The 17,939-nt window shown below is 72.4% G+C and carries 19 protein-coding genes, 1 tRNA gene and 3 pseudogenes; 13 read left to right on the plus strand and 10 right to left on the minus strand.

Translation table 11 applies throughout. The annotated features are described in order from the left end of the window. Positions 1–76 precede the first annotated feature (76 nt). Together AB0D29_RS34090 and AB0D29_RS34095 are read left to right on the plus strand one after the other, a co-directional pair. Positions 77–652: a TerD family protein gene (locus tag AB0D29_RS34090; RefSeq protein ID WP_030718836.1), complete on the plus strand. Its 576-nt coding sequence runs from the start codon at positions 77–79 to the stop codon at positions 650–652. 80 nt (positions 653–732) lie between these two features. Further along, complete coding sequence (locus AB0D29_RS34095; protein ID WP_362859584.1) at positions 733–1,257, plus strand: GNAT family N-acetyltransferase; 525 nt, start codon at positions 733–735, stop codon at positions 1,255–1,257. Between the two features lie 12 nt (positions 1,258–1,269). On the opposite strand, the gene AB0D29_RS34100 is transcribed toward AB0D29_RS34095, so the two are convergent. Both AB0D29_RS34100 and AB0D29_RS34105 read right to left on the minus strand, forming a co-directional pair. Further along, positions 1,270–2,727 carry a M1 family metallopeptidase gene (locus tag AB0D29_RS34100; protein ID WP_362859586.1) on the minus strand — a complete coding sequence of 486 codons (1,458 nt, stop codon included), beginning with the start codon at positions 2,725–2,727 and terminating at the stop codon, positions 1,270–1,272. Positions 2,728–2,759: 32 nt separating this feature from the next. Then, positions 2,760–3,323 carry a heme-binding protein gene (locus AB0D29_RS34105; protein ID WP_362859588.1) on the minus strand — a complete coding sequence of 188 codons (564 nt, stop codon included), beginning with the start codon at positions 3,321–3,323 and terminating at the stop codon, positions 2,760–2,762. A gap of 454 nt (positions 3,324–3,777) precedes the next feature. On the opposite strand from AB0D29_RS34105, the gene AB0D29_RS34110 reads away from it, so the two are divergent. The 4 genes from AB0D29_RS34110 to AB0D29_RS34125 all read left to right on the plus strand — a co-directional run bounded on the left by AB0D29_RS34110 (position 3,778) and on the right by AB0D29_RS34125 (position 7,082). Next, complete coding sequence (locus AB0D29_RS34110) at positions 3,778–4,941, plus strand: sensor histidine kinase (protein WP_362859589.1); 1,164 nt, start codon at positions 3,778–3,780, stop codon at positions 4,939–4,941. Further along, complete coding sequence (locus AB0D29_RS34115; protein ID WP_361759020.1) at positions 4,938–5,561, plus strand: response regulator transcription factor; 624 nt, start codon at positions 4,938–4,940, stop codon at positions 5,559–5,561. The genes AB0D29_RS34110 and AB0D29_RS34115 overlap by 4 nt, the downstream gene beginning before the upstream one ends. 90 nt (positions 5,562–5,651) lie before the next feature. Then, positions 5,652–6,155, plus strand: a complete 504-nt coding sequence (locus AB0D29_RS34120; RefSeq protein ID WP_362807527.1) for a hypothetical protein — start codon at positions 5,652–5,654, stop codon at positions 6,153–6,155. Between the two features lie 69 nt (positions 6,156–6,224). Next, positions 6,225–7,082 (plus strand): hypothetical protein, encoded by an 858-nt coding sequence (locus AB0D29_RS34125; protein WP_362859591.1) that lies wholly within the window; start codon positions 6,225–6,227, stop codon positions 7,080–7,082. On the opposite strand, the gene AB0D29_RS34130 is transcribed toward AB0D29_RS34125, so the two are convergent. Next, the gene (locus AB0D29_RS34130; protein WP_362859593.1) at positions 7,065–7,739 is read right to left on the minus strand and encodes a pentapeptide repeat-containing protein; all 675 of its coding nucleotides are present in this window, start codon (positions 7,737–7,739) and stop codon (positions 7,065–7,067) included. The genes AB0D29_RS34125 and AB0D29_RS34130 overlap by 18 nt on opposite strands. An 85-nt stretch (positions 7,740–7,824) precedes the next feature. On the opposite strand from AB0D29_RS34130, the pseudogene AB0D29_RS34135 reads away from it, so the two are divergent. After that, a pseudogene (locus tag AB0D29_RS34135) lies at positions 7,825–8,818 on the plus strand (zinc-binding dehydrogenase). Positions 8,819–8,844: 26 nt separating this feature from the next. Here the strand turns inward: AB0D29_RS34135 and AB0D29_RS34140 are convergent. Beyond that, positions 8,845–8,991, minus strand: a complete 147-nt coding sequence (locus tag AB0D29_RS34140) for a hypothetical protein (protein WP_362859595.1) — start codon at positions 8,989–8,991, stop codon at positions 8,845–8,847. Positions 8,992–9,304: 313 nt separating this feature from the next. Here AB0D29_RS34140 and AB0D29_RS34145 point away from each other — a divergent pair. The 5 genes and pseudogenes from AB0D29_RS34145 (at position 9,305) to AB0D29_RS34165 (ending at position 12,742) form a co-directional block, all read left to right on the plus strand. Continuing rightward, positions 9,305–9,918 (plus strand): annotated as a pseudogene (locus tag AB0D29_RS34145) (DUF6879 family protein). Beyond that, the gene (locus tag AB0D29_RS34150) at positions 9,915–10,757 is read left to right on the plus strand and encodes a helix-turn-helix transcriptional regulator (RefSeq protein WP_362859597.1); all 843 of its coding nucleotides are present in this window, start codon (positions 9,915–9,917) and stop codon (positions 10,755–10,757) included. Before AB0D29_RS34145 ends, AB0D29_RS34150 begins: the two are co-directional and overlap by 4 nt. Positions 10,758–11,415: 658 nt before the next feature. Continuing rightward, on the plus strand, positions 11,416–11,562 hold the full coding sequence (locus AB0D29_RS34155; RefSeq protein ID WP_266817403.1) for a hypothetical protein: 147 nt from the start codon (positions 11,416–11,418) through the stop codon (positions 11,560–11,562). After that, complete coding sequence (locus AB0D29_RS34160) at positions 11,559–12,131, plus strand: methyltransferase domain-containing protein (RefSeq protein ID WP_362859598.1); 573 nt, start codon at positions 11,559–11,561, stop codon at positions 12,129–12,131. Before AB0D29_RS34155 ends, AB0D29_RS34160 begins: the two co-directional genes overlap by 4 nt. Next, positions 12,128–12,742, plus strand: a complete 615-nt coding sequence (locus AB0D29_RS34165) for a hypothetical protein (protein WP_362859600.1) — start codon at positions 12,128–12,130, stop codon at positions 12,740–12,742. Before AB0D29_RS34160 ends, AB0D29_RS34165 begins: the two co-directional genes overlap by 4 nt. Positions 12,743–13,063: 321 nt before the next feature. On the opposite strand, the gene AB0D29_RS34170 is transcribed toward AB0D29_RS34165, so the two are convergent. From AB0D29_RS34170 to AB0D29_RS34180, 3 genes are all read right to left on the minus strand, one after another. Beyond that, positions 13,064–13,540: a GNAT family N-acetyltransferase gene (locus AB0D29_RS34170; protein ID WP_362859601.1), complete on the minus strand. Its 477-nt coding sequence runs from the start codon at positions 13,538–13,540 to the stop codon at positions 13,064–13,066. Between the two features lie 24 nt (positions 13,541–13,564). Next, a complete protein-coding gene (locus tag AB0D29_RS34175) occupies positions 13,565–14,464 on the minus strand; it encodes an aminoglycoside phosphotransferase family protein (RefSeq protein WP_362859602.1) in 900 nt (299 codons plus the stop codon). A gap of 73 nt (positions 14,465–14,537) precedes the next feature. Continuing rightward, positions 14,538–15,287 (minus strand): thioredoxin domain-containing protein, encoded by a 750-nt coding sequence (locus AB0D29_RS34180; protein WP_362859603.1) that lies wholly within the window; start codon positions 15,285–15,287, stop codon positions 14,538–14,540. 155 nt (positions 15,288–15,442) lie between these two features. Here AB0D29_RS34180 and AB0D29_RS34185 point away from each other — a divergent pair, with 155 nt between their 5' ends. Then, positions 15,443–16,825 (plus strand): FAD-binding oxidoreductase, encoded by a 1,383-nt coding sequence (locus AB0D29_RS34185; protein WP_362859605.1) that lies wholly within the window; start codon positions 15,443–15,445, stop codon positions 16,823–16,825. 78 nt (positions 16,826–16,903) lie between these two features. Here the strand turns inward: AB0D29_RS34185 and AB0D29_RS34190 are convergent. The 3 genes and pseudogenes from AB0D29_RS34190 to AB0D29_RS34200 all read right to left on the minus strand — a co-directional run. Then, a tRNA-Thr gene (locus tag AB0D29_RS34190) sits at positions 16,904–16,977 on the minus strand. 74 nt (positions 16,978–17,051) lie between these two features. Further along, positions 17,052–17,837 (minus strand): ABC transporter permease, encoded by a 786-nt coding sequence (locus AB0D29_RS34195; RefSeq protein WP_362859607.1) that lies wholly within the window; start codon positions 17,835–17,837, stop codon positions 17,052–17,054. After that, a pseudogene (locus AB0D29_RS34200) lies at positions 17,834–17,939 on the minus strand (ABC transporter); the annotation flags it as partial. The gene AB0D29_RS34195 and the pseudogene AB0D29_RS34200, both read right to left, overlap by 4 nt.

The following is a 17,939-nucleotide window of genomic DNA, read 5'->3' on the forward strand; positions in this document are numbered from 1 at the left end:
CTCTCGTCGCGTTATAGGGGGCAGCGGTAGTTTGACCGCCTGTACGTGCATGTTGGATGAGGAAAGGGACATTCCCATGGCTGTCAGCCTGTCCAAGGGCGGCAACGTCTCGCTCACGAAGGAGGCCCCCGGCCTCGCTGCCGTCACGGTCGGCCTCGGCTGGGACGTCCGTACGACGACCGGTGTCGACTTCGACCTCGACGCCTCGGCGATCGCGGTCAACCCGACCGGCAAGGTCGTCTCGGACGGCCACTTCGTCTTCTTCAACAACAAGTCCACCCCGGACCAGACCATCGTCCACACCGGTGACAACCGGACCGGCGAGGGCGCGGGCGACGACGAGGCCATCAACGTCAACCTCGCCGGCCTGCCGGCCGACGTGGACAAGATCGTCTTCCCGGTCTCCATCTACGACGCCGAGGCCCGCAGCCAGAACTTCGGCCAGGTCCGCAACGCGTACATCCGCGTCGTGAACCAGGCCGGCGGCGCCGAGATCGCCCGCTACGACCTCTCCGAGGACGCGGCGACCGAGACCGCCATGGTCTTCGGCGAGCTCTACCGCAACGGCGCGGAGTGGAAGTTCCGCGCGGTCGGCCAGGGCTACGCCTCCGGCCTCACCGGCATCGCGCAGGACTTCGGCGTCAACGTCTGAGTACGGCCGAGTAGCCGCTCCAGCGCTGGTGAAGCCCCCTCCCGGCCGTCCGGGGAGGGGGCTTCGCTACCGTTCGACGGGTGATCCTCCAACCGCTCGTCCCCGTCGACGGCGCCCTCCCCGGCCCGGTCCTCACCGAGATCGCCGCCCTCTACTCGACGAACCACGCGTTCTTCGAACTCAGCGGCGACTTCCCCGACCCGGACCGCATCACCGTCGAACAGGTCGCGGCCGCCCTCGCCGACGAACTCGCCCATGACGGCGCCGAGATCCTCCTCGCCCGTTCCGCCGGCCGCCTCGTCGGCCTGGCCGCCACCCTGGCCCACCACCCGGACCCGGCCACCGCCGGCACGGACCCGTGGATCGGCCTGCTGCTCATCGATGCCACCGCGCACCGCGAGGGATACGGCCGCGCCGTCGCCACCCTGGTCGAGGACCGCTTCCGCGCCGCCGGACGCACCGGCGTGCAGATCGCCGTACTGGACGACAACACCAAGGCCCTCGCCTTCTGGCGGTCCCAGGGGTACGCGGAACTGCGCCGGGCCAAGGACCGCGAGCTCGGCCGCGACTGCACGGTGCTGCGCAAGCCGCTCGAAGCCCCGTAACGGCCCCTTCGGCTACTTGGGGCGGTCCTCGCCGTACAGCCAGACGTCCCAGACCTTCTTCAGGTCGCGCCCCGTCTTCTCCTGCGCGTAGGCGGTGAAGTCGGCCGTGCTCGCGTTCCCGTGCCGGTGGTCCGCGGCCCAGCCGCGCACCAGGGCGAAGAACTTCTCGTCGCCCACCTCCTGGCGGATCCGGTGCAGGACCATCGCGCCGCGGTAGTAGACCGGCTCGTCCGAGATGTGATCGGGCCCGGGCGGGGAGGCCGGCGGGAAGGCGTCCCAGGCGGAGTCGGCCGCCTCGTCGACGGCCGTGTCACCGGCCAGGAACGCCTCGAAGTGCTGCTGGGCGGTGGGCCCGCCGTGGTCCTCGGCCCACAACCACTCGGCGTAGGTCGCGAAGCCCTCGTTGAGCCACATGTCCTTCCAGGACTTCGGCGACACCGAGTTGCCGAACCACTGGTGGGCGAGCTCGTGCAGGACGAGCTCCTCGCTCTCGGGGGCACCGGGGAAGACGGGCTTCGTCTGCGTCTCCAGCGCGTACCCGAGGGTGCCGGCCGGGAGCACGACCGCGCCCGCCGTGCCGAAGGGGTACGGGCCGAACCGGCCGCTGCCCCACTCCACCATCTCCGGCAGCCGCGCGAGCGCACCGGCGCTCGCGGCCGCCTCGCCGGGCGCCACGGCGTTGTAGAGGCCGGTCCCCGACGGCGTCCGCCCCGTCGTCACCTTGTACGGGCCGACGACGGCGGTGGCCAGATAGCTCGCCATCGGCTCCGGGCTGTGCCACGCGAACTCGGTCCGCCCGTCCGCGCCTTCGGTGCGGGAGCGCAGCTCCCCGTTGGACACGGCCTCGTAGCCGCGCGGGACGGTGAGCGTGATGTCGTAGGTGGCCTTGTCACTGGGGTGGTGGTTGCCCGGGAACCAGGTCATCGACCCGACCGGCTCGCCGACGCCGACCGCACCGGCCCGCGCCCGCGCGCTGCCCCGTCCGTCCGCACCGGCCCCACCGTCCTCGGTGGTGATCCACCCCTCCTTGGAGCCGTCCGCGTCGGTGAGGGTCTTCGGCTTGCCGCCGTACTCGACCTCCGTACGGAAGACCTCGCCCTTCTTCAGGTCCTCGGCCGGGCGCACGGTCAGCTCGTTGCCGGTCCGGTTGAACCGGGCGCCGACGCCCTGCACGGTCACGCCCTCGACCTTCAGACCGCTGAGGTCGAGGTTGAAGGAGCTGAGCCCCTGCTCGGCGCGGGCGGTGATGACGGCCGTACCGTGCAGCTCCCCGTCGGCGGGGTCGTAGTCCAGGTCCAGCGCGTAGTGGTCGACCTGGTAGCCGCCGTTGCCGGCCTTGGGGAAGTACGGATCGCGCAGGCCCGACGCGCCCGGCCGCCCCTGCACCGTGCCTCCCGTACACGCCGTGGTGAGGGCGAGGAGGGAGGCGACGGCAGGGACGGCGAGACGGAGGAGTGAGCGGTGTTCCACGCACTCGATCCTAGGCGGGCTGCCCGTGCGGGTTACTTGCCGAGGGCGTCGACACCGGCCTTGGCGAACTTCTCGTCCAGGTCACCGCTCGGGGCGCCGGCCACGCCGATGCCCGCGACGGGCGCGCCGTTCGCCTGGACCGGGGTGCCGCCGCCGAGGAAGAGGGTGCCGGGGATGTCCTTCAGGTTCGGGGTCTGGGCGAGGCGGCCCACGAGCACCGAGGTCGGGGCGTTCCAGGACACGGCGGTGAAGGCCTTGCGCTGCGCCGACTCGTAGGACTGCGGGCCGGCGCCGTCGCCGCGCAGGGTGACGATGGTGTTGCCGTTGCGGTCCACCACCGCGACCGTGACCTTCTGGTTCTCGGCCTGCGCGGCTTGCAGCGCGGCCTGGGCGGCGCGGGTGGCGGCGTCAACGGTGAGGTGCGTCGTCGTGGTGAAGTTCTTGTCGCTCGGGCCGTCCTTCTTGCCGGCGACGGCGGCGGCGGCCGGGGCGGCGTCGGCGGCAGGGGTGGCGCTGGCGCTCACGGCACCGAAGGCACCGGCGCCCAGGGCGACGGCGAGGGCGGTACCGGTGAGAACGCGGGTGCGGGTGTTCATCTCTGCTCCTGAGAACGGTGACACGGTGACGGCATCGGGTTCGGTCCGGGCCGGTCGGACCGGCTCCTTCACTGCTCCAAGCCTGTCCCCGAACCCCCCGCCACCCCGTCCCCGTACCGGCTCCCCCCGCCCACCGCACCGGTTGACCCCCGGGTCATCCAATCGGTCGATGCGGCCCGCCTCCGGCGGGGTATTTCCTGGTCAGAGCCTCGCTTTCCAGCCCCTCCGGCGTTTGAGGCGCGGGGCCCGGGGCGGAGCCCCGCTCTTCCACCTCGCCGCACCACTCCAGCCGACCCGGCACCACTCCAGCCCCGCCGGCGTTTGAGGCGCGGGGCCCGGGGCAGCGCCCCGCTCTTTCAGCCCCTCCGGCGTTTGAGGAGCGGGGTCCGGGGCAGCGCCCCGGCAGCGGCGCCGCACCCGACAATGGACGCATGCCCCGACCGAGGAGCACCCAGTGACACCCGCCCCGCCGCGCGACGACACCCGCACGCTGGCCACCGTCGCCCACACCGCCTTCTTCCTCCTCCTCGGCGCCTCCCTGCTCCGCTTCCTCCTGCGCCACCCCGGCGACCCCCGCACCCCGTGGATCATCGCCCTCAGCGTCACCCTGGCCCTGCTCTACGTACTCGGCCCCGCCCTCGGCGCCGCCCCCACAGCCCGCCGGCTCCTCTGGCTCGGCCTGGTCGTCACCACCTGGGTGGTCCTGGTCGTCCTCGCGCCGAGCTTCGCCTGGTGCGCCGTACCGCTCTTCTTCACCGCCCTGCGCACCCTCCCGCCCCGCGCCGCCATCGTCCTGGTGGCCCTCCTCACCGCGTTCGTCGTGACGGCCCAGCTCCAGCTGTCCAAGTCCTTCGACCCCAACCTGCTCCTGGCCCCGCCCGCGGTCGCCGCCCTCGCCACCGCCGTCTTCGTCCACATGGAACGCCAGGCCCAGGCCCAGCGGACGCTGATCGACGACCTGATCCGCACCCGCCGGGAACTGGCCGCCACCGAACGCCGCGAAGGCACCCTCGCCGAACGGCAGCGGCTGTCCATGGAGATCCACGACACCCTCGCCCAGAACCTGTCCAGCCAGCAGATGCTGCTCCAGGCCGCCGACCGCACCTGGGACACCGACCCGGCCACCGCCCGCGCGCACGTCCGTACCGCCACCGGCATCGCCGCGCACGGCCTCGCCGAGGCCCGCCGGCTCGTCCACGACCTGGCCCCGTCCGAGCTCGCCGACGGCGCCGGCCTCGCCGAAGCGCTGCGCGCCCTGGACGCCGGCCCGGACATCGAGGTCCGCTTCCACCTCGAAGGCACGCCCGCCCCGCTCCCGGACCGCGTCCAGTCCGCCCTGCTGCGCATAGCCCAGGGCGCGCTGGCCAACGTCCGCGAGCACTCCGGCGCCCGCACGGCCGCACTCACCCTCAGCTTCCTCGGGGACCAGGTGGTCCTGGACGTCGCCGACGACGGCCACGGATTCGCCGAGCCCCGTACCGACGCCGCCGAGCGCGGCCACGGCCTCCCCGCGATGCGGGCCCGCGTCCGCCAGCTCGGCGGCACCCTCACGATCGAATCCACGCCGGGCGAGGGCACCGTCCTCTCCGCGGCCATCCCCCTGGAGCCGGCCCCATGACGACGATCCTGCTCTGCGACGACCACGTGGTGGTCCGCGCCGGCCTGCTCGCCCTCCTCGGCAGCGAGCCGGACATCGAGGTCCTCGGCGAGGCGGGCAGCGGCGAGGAGGCCGTCGCCCTGGCCGCCAAACTCCGACCCGACGTGGTCCTCATGGACCTCCAGCTCGGTGAGGGCATCGACGGGGTGGAGGCCACCCGCCGCATCACCGCCGCCCCCAACCCCCCGCACGTCCTCGTCCTCACCACGTACGACACGGACGCGGACATCACCCGGGCGATCGGCGCGGGCGCCACCGGCTACCTCCTCAAGGCCGAACGCCCGGAGGAACTCTTCGCCGCCATCCACTCGGCCGCCCAGGGCCGCACCACCCTCTCCGCGCCCGTCGCCAGCCGTGTGATGGCCCACATGCGCGGCACCCGCCCCACCCTGACCGACCGCGAGCTGGACATCCTCGGCCAGCTGGCCCGCGGCCTCGGCAACCGCGACATCGCCCGCGCCCTGTTCATCAGCGAAGCCACGGTAAAGACCCACCTGGGCCGCATCTACGACAAACTCGGCGTCGACACCCGCGCGGGCGCGGTCTCGGTCGCGAAGGAACAGCGCCTCCTCCCTTCTTGACGCGTCTCCGTCCGGCGGACCGGGCGGTGTCCGGGGGCCGGTGTCCGTCCGGGGTGGGGACGCCCCGGGACCCGTGACACCATCGGGTACGTGCTCGACATCGGCTACTCCCTCTCCCGGCGCTTCCCCGACCCCCCGCAGACCGACTACCGCTCGGCGGACGTCCACTCCCTGCGCCACGACCTGTTCTGCGGGGACGTCTACCTCGCGGACACCAACGCGGACCGGGAAGTGTCCACAGCCTGGGGATGGGTGCCCGTACTGGACTTCGCCTGGGCGCTGTGCGACATCGTCGAACAGCTCGACCAGGACCCCCGCGGCAACCGCTCGGCCCACCGCCAGCACGCCGAGCTCGACTTCACCGAGTCCACGGACCGGATGCTCTTCGAACGCCGCTTCGGCTGGGTCGACGTCGAGGCCGACTGGATGCCGGCCGAGGAAGCCCCGCTGACCTTCAGCCACCGCCTGCTGCGCCGCGAGGCCCGCGACTTCCTGCACGACCTGGTCGCGGACCTCATCGACATGCACGACGGCCTCGCCGACAACCCCGTCATCTGGACCCTGCAGGCCAAGTTCCCCCGCGTCCCGGCCTGATCCGCGTACGGGTGCGGTCGCGCTCTTCGGGCCCGATCGGCCCGGAGTCCCGTGAGGCGACGGCCCACCATGACCGAACCCGGCCACCGCCCCGCAGCCGACTCGGCGGCCGACGCGGCCGCCGCCGCCCGCACACGGCTCGACCGGGCGCTGGACCACCTGGACGTCACCTTCCGCGGGATGACCGCCCGGGCCGACGAGACGCAGTGCGATTGTCACTGGGGCAGCCCGGAAGAGCTCGCCCTGCTGAAGGTGCCCGGCACGGATCTCGACCCCGACCTCCTGCACCGCGCCTGGCGGGCGCCCGACTGGAGCGACCACGCTGCCGTGCTGCGGCGCGTCCTGCCGCAGTTCGCCCGCGAACTGACCGGCGGCCTCGGCGCCTACGCGTACGACATCGACAACGTCGGTGACTCCTTCCACCGCGCCGACTGGCAGCAGTGGCCCGCACCGCAGAGCGCAGCCGTACGGGAATTCCTGCACGCCTGGTGGGCCCACACCCTGCTCACCCCGGACCCCGCCGTCCCCGCCCACGCACTCCTCCCGCTGTGCAGTCAGGCCTCCGGCACGCTGGGCCCGTGGCTCGCGGTGTGGGAGGCCACCGAAGGCGCCGTCCCCGACCACCACCTGGCCCGGACCCTCGACGCCTGGACGGGGGAGCTGCTGATGGGCTTCCTGCCCTGGACCACCGGAGGCCTCACCTGGGAGGAGGAGGTGGCCGTCCACGAAGAGCTCACCGCCTGGTTCGTACGCCAGGCCCCCGCGCGGCTGCGCGCCCACGACGCCTCCGAGGAACTCCTGGACGAGGTGCACCTCCTCGGCCTCCCCGGCCCCGTCCGCGTGGAGGACCCGCGCTGGCAGCCCTTCCGCCGCCGACGCGAAGCCGCGGCCGCGGCGGCGCGGGAGCGGCTACGCCTCCACCCGTAGGCCCAGCTGGGAGGCGAGCGCCGGAGCCAGGTCGAACAGCTGCGCCGGGCTGATCACGGCCCCGGCCAAGGCGTCCACACCCCGCGCGATCCCCAGCTCCGTGGCCTCCCGCAGGTCCACGTCCTGCAGCCGCACGCCGCTGAAGTCCACCCCGCGCAGCGCGCAGTCCCGGAACTCCACCCGCTCCAGCACCGCCCCCGCGAAGTCCGGCTCCACCAGCACGCACCCCTCGAAGACCACGTCCTTGAGCCGCGCCTTCCGCAGGTTCAGGTAGTCGATCTTGCCCCCGCGGACCACCACCCGCTCCAGCACCGCCCCGTGCATCTGCACCCCGCCCAGCCGGGCGTCCACCAGCTCCACGTCCCGCAACGAGGCCCCGGACAGGTCCGTCCCCACCCCCCGGACCCCCTCCAGCACCGAGTCCAGGAACCGCGCCTTCGCCAGCCCCGCCTCGTCCAGCGCGCAGCGCCGCACCGCGCAGTCCATGAAACGGGCCCCGATCCCCTCCTGCCCCGCCAGATCCAGGTCCGCGAACTCCAGCCCGTCGTAGTCCCCGTCCGGCTCCAGCCCAGCCCCTCCCCACGCCACCAGCTCCGGCAACCGCAGCTCCGGCCGCCGCGCCGCCTTCACCCTCTGCCCCTGCCCTTTGCGCACCATCCCCCCATCGTGACCCACCCCACTGACAACGCCCGCCCTTGACCTCAACCCCGCTCGAGGTCGCACCGTGGTCGTCATGCCCACCATGCGAGCCATCCGCCTCCACGCCTTCGGCCCCGCCGAGAACCTCTCCTACGAGCGCACGGACATCCCCGTCCCCGCTCCCGGCCAGGTCCGCATCGCCGTCGCCGCCGCCGGTGTCCACCTCCTCGACACCAGCCTCCGCCGCGGCATTCCAGGGCCCGCCCGCCCCGCTCCCCGAGCTCCCCACGATCCCCGGCCGCGAGGTCGCCGGCACCGTCGACGCCCTCGGCCCCGGCACCGACCCCGCCTGGCTCGGCCGCACCGTCGTCGTCCACCTCGGCTTCGCCCCGGGCGGCTACGCCGAGTACGCCGTCGCCGACGCCGACCGCCTGCACCCCGTACCGCCCGGCCTGGACCCCGCCGAGGCCGTCGCCATGATCGGCACCGGCCGCACCACCCTCGGGATCCTGCAGTTCGCCGACCTCGGCCCGGACTCCGTCGCCCTGGTACCCGCCGCCGCGGGCGGCATCGGCACCCTGCTCGTCCAGTACGCGGTGAACGCCGGCGCCACCGTCATCGCCCTCGCGGGCGGCTCCGCCAAGACCGCCCGGGCCTCCGCCAACGGCGCCCACCTCGCCCTCGACTACACCGCCCCCGGCTGGGCCGACGCCGTACGCGCCCACCACCCCGGCGGCGCCACCGTCCTCTTCGACTCCGTCGGCGGCGAAACCGCCCGCACCGCCCTCGGCCTGCTCGCCCCCGGCGCCCGCCACCTCGTCTTCGGCTGGTCCGACGGCCCCCTCGACCTCACCGACGCCGAACGCGCCGACCTCGCCGCCCGCTCCATCACCACCCGCGGCGTCCTCGGCCCGGCCATGCTCCAGCAGGTCGGCGCCCCCGACCCCCTGCGCGTCCTGGAAACCCGCGCCCTCACCGAAGCCGCCACCGGCCGCCTCCGCCCGGCCCTCACCCGCTACCCCCTCGCCGAAGCCGCCACCGCCCACCACGCCCTGGAAACCCGCGCCACCACAGGCAAGGTCATCCTGGAACCCTGACCGGCACGCGCTGCGCCGGGGCGCGATCAGCGGGTCGTCCACCACGCGGTGAATCCCGAGCATCCGACAGCGATCAACGTGCTCATCAGCCGCACGAATGCCTTCTGGATCACGAGGTGAAAACCTCCCGCACGGAGTTCCAGAAACGGTTTCTGCGTCTTGGTCTCGGACACGGCACGCTCCGGGGAGGTCAACCAGCCAATGGGACGGTTCCTTGCCGATCTACTGCGCAACGCCTCAACTCAACTGCACACCGGGCCAGTTATGACTAGTCGAAGATAGCCCAATCTAACTATGTGCAAAAGATCGGAGACGTCGTAAGAGGCCGCCGACGACGACTACGCACCCTCACCCACGTCCGTCAGGCGGTACACGTCAGGCCTTCCTGCGTCCCGTTCCGAGAATCATGGCGAATCACGCAGGACAGGGAGCCCGCACCCGCCCCATCCTGGTCGGGACATGTCCGCTGGCGGGAGGGGAACGGCAATGGCACGGCGACTCCGGTTCATCGGTACCAACTCCGGCAACGACGGATGCCCGACCCTGTACGAGGACTTGGACACCGGGGAGGTCCTGGTCCAGGGAGACGCGGTGACCGACCCCCAGGACGTGGCGCAGCTTCGGAACGTCAAGGATGGGGAGGGGTTCGTGGTCGTCCCGCGCGTGCTCCTGGCCGACTTCGCTCCCAGGGACGTGGCGAGGACGCCGGCTGGGACCTGGACGACCCCTGGTGCGCGTCCCGGCGCGAACAGTCCGCCCTGGGCAAGCGGTTCGAGCGGGTACGGATCGCCGACAACCCGCCCACCCCCGGTCAGCGCTACCTGCTCGACAACGCCCGCCGCAACAGCGCGGTCGGCGAGGACATCCGCAACCTGTGGCGCTCCGAGGCCGAAGCGCTGCAACTCCCCGACGAGGACTTCTGGCTCTTCGACTCCCGGGTCATCGCCCGGCTCCTCTTCGATGGCGACGACGTGATGACCGGCGTCGAGCTGGTCACGGACCCCGTGGAAGTGGCCCGCGCCTGCCAGGTCCGGGACGCCGCGTGGCACCACGCCGTCCCGTACGAGACCTTCGCGGAACAGGTGCCGTCCGCCGAGTGAGTACCGACTTCCAACAAGCAAGAGTTGCCCTCGGTGCGCGGCTGCGCGAGCTGCGCACCGATCGGCGGCTCACGGGCCGCCAGTTGGCGGTCCTGCTCGGCTGGACCCAGTCCAAGGTCAGCAAGCTGGAGACCGGCCGCCAGACCGCCACGACGGACGACCTATTGGCGTGGGCGGACGCCACCGGCCATCCGGAGGCAGCGGAGGAGCTGATCACCCGGCTCCGGAGCCTGGAGTCCCGGTCCCGCGCGTGGCGCAGACAGCTCGCCGCGGGCCACAAGCCGGTCCAGGACACGCTCACGGCCGAGTACGAACGCACGAGGACGTTCCACGTCTGGCAGGGCTCCACGGTCGTGGGCATGCTCCAGACCGCCGAGTACGCCCGCCACGTCTTCACCCGCTACGCCGACCTCCACCAGTCCGTCCGGGACACCGAGGAGGCCGTACGGGCCCGCGTGAAGCGCCAGGAGATGTTGTACGAGCCGGGGCGCACGTTCCACATCGTGATGTGGGAGGCCGCGCTCCGGGCGCTCGTGTGCCCTCCTCCCGTACTGGCCGGCCAGCTCGACCGCCTGGCGGGCGTCCTCGGGCTGGACACCGTCTCCCTGGGCATCGTCCCCTTCGGCGCCTCCCTGAAGATCCCGCCGGCCAACGGCTTCTGGCTCTACGACGACCGCTTGGTGATCGCGGAGGACTGGCACGCGGAACTCTGGCTGGACGACGCGGACAGCGTGGGCGTGTATCGGAAGGTCTGGCAGGCGCTCTCCGATTCCGCGGTCTACGGCGCGGACGCCCACCGCGTGATCGCCCGCGCCCGACGGGCGCTCGACACCGCCTGAGAATCCCCCGGAAGATCACGGACCAGCCCGAGAATCCCGGCGAATCAGCCCCCACAGGGCCCGGCAACCAGCCCTAGCGTCCCTCCCATGGGCAACTCGCACGAATTGGAGACAGTCCGCCCCGACGTCGCCATGAAGCTGGCGCACGTCGTGAAGCGGGGGCACGCATGACCACTCGCGACCGCCAAGAGAGCCGTACGGCACCCGGCTGGGTGCGGTTCGAGGGCCCGGACCTGAGCCCCGGCAACGCCTTGAAATGGCGTCCGTGCGAGTGCGGACAGCCGGTCTGCCCTGAGTACCGCCCGGCCACGGGCAGCACCCTGCGACTGAACGCCAGGGTGATCGAAGCGAACCGGCGGAGTCGGTGGACCGCGCAGTGAGCACCCCACCGGAACCGCCCTCGGAGTCCTGGGACGACATAGCGGCCCAGCTCCATGACCTTCGGGAACGCGGCGAATGGGCCGCCCAGCTTTAGCACCACCTGACCCCTGGGAGCCCCCTCCTGGAGTTCCTGGCGGAGGCCGGAGAGCAACAGATGCAGGCCGCATCGTGGGCCGGGTCGGCCCTCACCCTCACAAACTCCGCTCCGGTGACCGGTACACCGTTCAGCCGGGGCGGCCCACAGCACCACTCATCCCTCACGAGAAGGAGCACGTTCATGGGCGGACAGCACGGCGGAGGCAGCGGGTCGGGCCAGGGCGGAAGCCAGCAGGACGACGGCCAGTCGGGTGCCGGGCACGGGGGCGGCGGCTCGGAGGGCCAGGACTCCGGCCACAGCGACACGAAGGGAAGCGGGACCAAGTGACCGAACGCGCCACGACGGAGGCCGGCCCCCAGGGGTTGGCCTCCCGGCTCATGGACTCCGGGGCCCTGACCTCCGACTGGCTCCCCGCCTACCAGGCCGTGCTCCGGGAGTCGTTCGTCCCGGACGTGATCTGGCCCGGCGTCGGACCGGCCGACGGCGGACCGGTGGCGACCATCGACCGCCGGACCGACCCGGAGGGATGGTTCCGCGCGGTCTACTGGGACACCTCCCTGACCACCCAGTGGGACGACGGCAACCACACCGGGCCCGACCGGGGCGCCATCCCGACGTGCAGCAACTCCCAGCCCACCATGGTGTTCTCCATGCTGGCGGCCTTGGACGTCCAGCCGGGCTCCAAGGTCCTGGAAGTAGGCACGGGCACCGGCTGGAACGCGGCTCTGCTGTCCGAACGGGTCGGCTCGGAGAACGTCACCACCATCGAGTTCGACCCGGAGAACGCATCCACGGCCCGAGCCCGCCTGGACGCCACCGGCTACAACCCGGTGGCCATCGTCGGAGACGGCTCACAGGGCTGGCCCGGGTGCGCCCCGTACGACCATCGTGTGTGATCACGGCGTCCCTCCGGGAGATCCCGGCGGACATCATCCGGCAGACCCGGCCCGGCGGGATCATCGTCTCCCCGTACGCCACGGAGTACGGCGGGGAGGCCGTGGTCCGCCTGACCGTCAAGGAGGACGGGAGCGCGTCCGGACCGTTCGTCGGGTCCTCCGCCTTCATGCGTCTCCGGCAGCAACGTGCCTACCGGACGCACGTGAAGACGTACCTGGGCGGGAAGCCGTGGCCGGCCGATGGCCGCCGCACGACCACGTCCCTGTCCCCGGAGGACGTGGCCGACTGGCTCCCCATGTTCGCCGTCGGACTCCAGACCCAGGGGATGTTCCCCTACCCGGAGAAGCTCGAAGGCGGCCGCTACACGCTCTGGCTCCGGGACACCCGGGTCACTTCCTGGGCGTCGATCGACTTCGTTCCCGGCGCGGAGGAGTTCGAGGTCTACCAGTCCGGGCCCCGGGAACTCTGGGGCGAAGTGACCGCCGCCCACGCCTGGTGGGACGACCAGGACCGACCGGAATTCGAGCGGTTCGGACTCACCGTGCACCCCGACGGCACCACCTGGTCCTGGCTCGACTCCCCGGAGCACCCGGTCCCGGCCGTCGGGTAGCCGGACGGCCAGGGCCCCACGGACGCGTGTCGTGACGCCGCGCGTGGCTTCGAGCCTCCGGCAACACGGAGGCCCCGAGTCACGCGCGCAAGCGTTCCGCCTCCGCGCGGGCGGCCACCGCCTCGGCACGTGCCATGGCCTGGTCCGCAGGCCGCTCCAGGTGCACCGCCAGGTTGTCCAGAGCCTCGGCAATGTCATCCCGCCATGCCGCGTATGCGGCGTCGGTGCAAGGCGCTCCGGGACGCTGGCCACGCACACTCCGCAGGTGGCGGAGAGCCGTCTTGAGCGCGGTAGCGATCGGCGGCAAGGGCTCCGGTGCGCTCACTCAGCCCCGGCCAGCTTGCGGAGCGCCTCGTCCGTCAGGCGGTTCACCGTCCACTCGTCCATGGACACCGCTCCGACCGATCGGTAGAAGTCGATGGCAGGCGCGTTCCAGTCGAGGACCGACCACTCCAGGCGCTCGTAGCCTCGCTCCACGCACGTGCGGGCCAGCTCCGCCAGCAGCGCCTTGCCGTGGCCGCCGCCGCGTGCGCCCGGCCGTACGTACAGGTCCTCCAGGTAGATCCCGTGCACCCCGCGCCAGGTGGAGAAGGACAGGAACCACACCGCGAAGCCGACCGCCTCGCCGTCGTCCGTCTCCGCGATGTGCGCGAACACCGCCGGGCGGTCCCCGAACAGCGCCTCACGCAGCTGCTCCTCGCTCGCCCGTGCCTCGTGCGGCACCTTCTCGTACTGCGCGAGCTCGCGGATCATCGCGTGGATGACGGGCACATCGGTGACTTCAGCGTGACGGATCATGAACGCAGCCTAGGCGCCCGCGCGTCACCGCCCTCGGAGGGCCTCGACGACCGTCAACTGCTCCTCGTCCAGGTGCTCTTCGCCGTCCTCCAGGTCCCACAGGCAGTTCTGCAGCACCCGTCCCAGCGTCCACGCCCGGGCCCGCTCCCGGTCCAGCCCCACCGCCTCCGTCAGCAGGTCGAACCGCCACCGCACCTCCTGCGCACGGAAGTTGTTGACGATCGCCGGCAGCAGGTCGAAGCCCGGATCCCCCGCCAGCGGCTTCGGGTCGATCGCCAGCCACGGCTCGCGGCCGCCCGCCAGGACGTTGTCGTAGTGCAGGTCCCAGTGCAGCAGCCGGTCCCCCGGCTCCCCCGCGACCTCCGCCACCGCAGCCGCGCAGTCCCGCAGCAGCCGCCGCTCCCGCTCCCGCGCGAGCAGCCCGACCGCCCGCGGCACGTCCTCCAGCATCCGCGCCGCGATCTCACCCAGCCCCCGCAGCCCGGCCGGCGCGGGCACCGCCGTCAGCTGCGCCAGCAGTTCCCCGACCACCCCCACCGCCCGGCGTGCGTCCCGCCGCGCGAGCGCCGACAGGTGCCGGCTCTCGTCCAGCCGCTCCAGCAGCAGGGTGCCCGTCTCCGCGTCGTGTTCCAGGAGCCGTACGCAGCCCCGCCCGCCCCACGCGCGCAGCGCGGCCGGCTCCCCCGCGCTCTCCTCGTCCAGCGCGACCAGCTTCAGTACGGCCGCACTCCCGTCGGCCCGCTCCACCGGCAGCACCAGCGCCGTCACCCCGTGCATGGCCGGCCCGGTGCACCGCAGCTCCCACCGCTCCAGGAACCGCGCGGCCCGCCCCGGCAGGGCCGCGATGAACTCCCGTCCCGCGTCTGCGTTGAACCTGAGCTGCGCCTCGACCAGGCCGTCCGGAATCTCCCCGAAGTCCACCATGATCCGAAGGTAACCCGGCGGGATCCGAACGAGTCGCCGGGACAGACCTAGGCCCTGTCCGGGCGGACAGGACCTAGCCGATCCCCGCGCCCTTCAGCGTCCGCGCGAAGGCCTCCGCGTCGAACATCGACCCGTCCTTCGCCCCGAGCGCCCGCCCGTCCACCAGCACCACCGGCGTCCCCTGCGCCCCCGTCGCCTCGAAGGCCCGCTCCGACTCGCCGGCCCATCCCGCGTACGCCGTCTCCGCGACGGCCTTGTCGAACGCCGGGCCCCGCAGCCCCGGCACCTCGTCCGCGATCCTCAACAGCAGCTCGTCCGTGAACTTCCCCTTGGGCTGGCTGGCGAACACCGCCGCGTGGTACTCCGCGAACCTGCCCGCGTCCACCGACGCCCGCAGCGCGTTCACCGCCTTCACCGACCCGCTCGCCCCGCCCCGGTCCAGGAAGGAGGCCAGCAGGTACTCGACCTGCACGCGGCCGTCCGCCGCCAGCTTCAGCAGGGTCTCGCCGCCCGCCGCCTCGAACTTCGCGCAGTAGCCGCACCGCGGGTCCACCAGCACCTGCACCGTGCGCGGCGCGTCCGGCTTCCCCACGACGACCTTCGCCCCGTCGACCCGGGCCGGCAGCTTCGCCAACACGTCCGCGATCGGACTCGTCCGCACGGCGGCCGAGCCCCCCACCGCGGCCGAGTCCCCCACGGACCGCTCGCCCCCGCCCCCACTCCCGCCTCCGCAGCCGGCCACCGCTCCCACCGACAGCACCGCCGCCGCGACCCCCGTGACGATCCGCCCCGCGCGCCCTGCCCTGCGTATGCCGCCCGCCATCAACCGAACCTCTCACCCGAAAACATGACAAAACCTCCACCACCCTACGGCCCCCGCCACCCCTCCCACATCGGCCATCCGGCCTGGAAACCCGCCCCAACGCACGACAGCCAGCCCCTGGACGCCCCACCGGAACCGGGTGTACCAACTCCCCCATGACGATCAACGGCGGTATTTCCTTCTGGTACGCGACCGACCCCGGCACCGCGGCCACCCCACCCCGCGCCCCCCTCACCGCCGACAGCACCGCCGACGTCGTCATCGTCGGCGGCGGCTACACCGGCCTGTGGACCGCCTACTACCTCAAGCAGGCCGCCCCCGACCTCCACATCACCGTCCTGGAGCAGAAGTTCTGCGGCTACGGCGCCTCCGGGCGCAACGGCGGCTGGCTCTACAACGGCATCGCCGGCCGCGACCGCTACGCCGCGCTCCACGGCCACGAGGCCGCCCGCCGCCTCCAGAACGCCATGAACGAGACGGTCACCGAGGTCATCGACGTCACCGCCGAGGAAGGCATCGACGCCGACATCCACCGCGGCGGCGTCCTCGAAGTCGCCCGCACCCCCGCCCAGCTCGGCCGGCTCAAGGCCTTCCACGCCGCCGAGCTCTCCTTCGGCGAGAGCGACCGCGAACTGTTCGACGCCACCGAGACCCACCGCCGCATCAACATCGCCGACGCCGTCGGCTCCAGCTGGAGCCCGCACGGGGCCCGCATCCACCCGCTCAAGCTGGTCAAGGGCCTCGCCGCCGCCTGCGAGCGCCTCGGCGTCGTCATCCACGAGTCGACGCCCGTCACCGAGATCGCCCCCCGCCGCGCCGTCACCCCGTACGGCACCGTCCGCGCCCCGTACGTCCTGCGCTGCACCGAGGGCTTCACCGCCGCGCTCAAGGGCCAGAAGCGCTCGTGGCTCCCGATGAACTCCTCGATGATCGTCACCGCCCCGATCCCCGCCGAGACCTGGGCCCAACTGGGCTGGTCGGACTTCCCGGTCCTCGGCGACATGGCCCACGCGTACATGTACGCCCAGCGCACCGCCGACGACCGCATCGCGATCGGCGGCCGCGGGGTCCCGTACCGCTTCGGATCACGCACGGACAACGACGGCCGCACCCAGCCCGCCACGATCGAGGCCCTGAGCGCCCTGCTCTTCTCCTTCTTCCCGCAGCTCACGGGTACGGAGATCACGCACGCCTGGTCCGGCGTCCTCGGCGTCCCCCGCGACTGGTGCGCCACCGTCACCCTGGACCGCACCACGGGCCTGGGCTGGGCCGGCGGTTACGTCGGCTCGGGCGTCGCCACCGCCAACCTCGCCGCCCGCACCCTGCGCGACCTGGTCCTCGGCGAGTCCACCGACCTCACCGCCCTGCCCTGGGTGGGCCACAAGGTCCGCCGCTGGGAGCCGGAGCCCTTCCGCTGGCTCGGTGTCCAGGCCCTCTACGCCGCCTACCGCGAGGCCGACCGCCGCGAGACGGCCACCCACCGGCCCACGACAACCCCCCTGGCCCGCCTGGCGGACCGCATCTCCGGCCGCCACTGATCGGCCCGGCCCGGCCCGGCCGTGCCCAGGGCATGCCGAAGGCCCCGGACCAAGCAGGTCCGGGGCCTTCGGGTACGGAGCCCCCTGTCGGGTTCGAACCGACGACCCCCGCTTTACAAGAGCGGTGCTCTGGCCAGCTGAGCTAAGGAGGCAAGCCGCCATCACTCTACACAGACCGCTCTTCCCCGGGCCATCAGATTGAAAGCTGCGGACGTCACCCGACCGGTTACTTCGGGTCGCGGTTGAACTTGGCGGCCGACCAGAAGTAGCCGAGCACCGCGAGCCCCAGGCACCAGAGCACCGCGAGCCATCCGTTGTGCCCGATCTCGCTGCCGAGCAGCAGGCCGCGCAGGGTCTCGATGACGGGCGTGAAGGGCTGGTACTCGGCGATCGGCTGGAACCACCCCGGCATCGCGTCCACCGGGACGAAGGCGCTGGAGAGGAGCGGCAGCAGGATCATCGGCATCGCGTTGTTGCTGGCGGCCTCGGCGTTCGGGCTGATCAGGCCCATGCCGACGGCGATCCAGGTGAGCGCCGTGGCGAAGAGCACGAGCAGCCCGAGCGCGGCCAGCCACTCCAGGGCGCTCGCGTCGGTGGAGCGGAAACCGATGGCCACGGCGACGGCGCCGACGAGGATCACGCTCATCACGCACTGGAGCACGCTGCCGACGACGTGCCCGATGAGCACCGACCCGCGGTGGATGGCCATGGTGCGGAAGCGGTCGATGATGCCCTCGGTCATGTCGTTGGAGACGGACACCGCGGTCCCGACGACGGTGCCGCCGACGGTCATCAGCAGGATGCCCGGGACGACGTACGCGATGTACGCGGACCGGTCCGCGCCGCCGAGGCCGGCGCTCATCACGTCGCCGAAGATGTAGACGAAGAGGAGCAGCAGCATGATCGGCGTGAGCAGCAGGTTCAGCGTGAGCGACGGATAGCGCCGGGCGTGCAGGAGGTTGCGGCGCAGCATCGTCGTGGAGTCGCGGAGGGCGAGGGTGAGGGAGCTCATCGGTGGGTCTCCTTGGGCTGGTTGGGGATGGTGTGTGCGGTGCCGGTGAGGGCGAAGAAGACGTCGTCGAGGTCGGGGGTGTGGACGGTGAGTTCGTCGGCT

It is taken from the genome of Streptomyces sp. NPDC048424 (assembly GCF_040651555.1).
GTDB lineage: Bacteria > Actinomycetota > Actinomycetes > Streptomycetales > Streptomycetaceae > Streptomyces.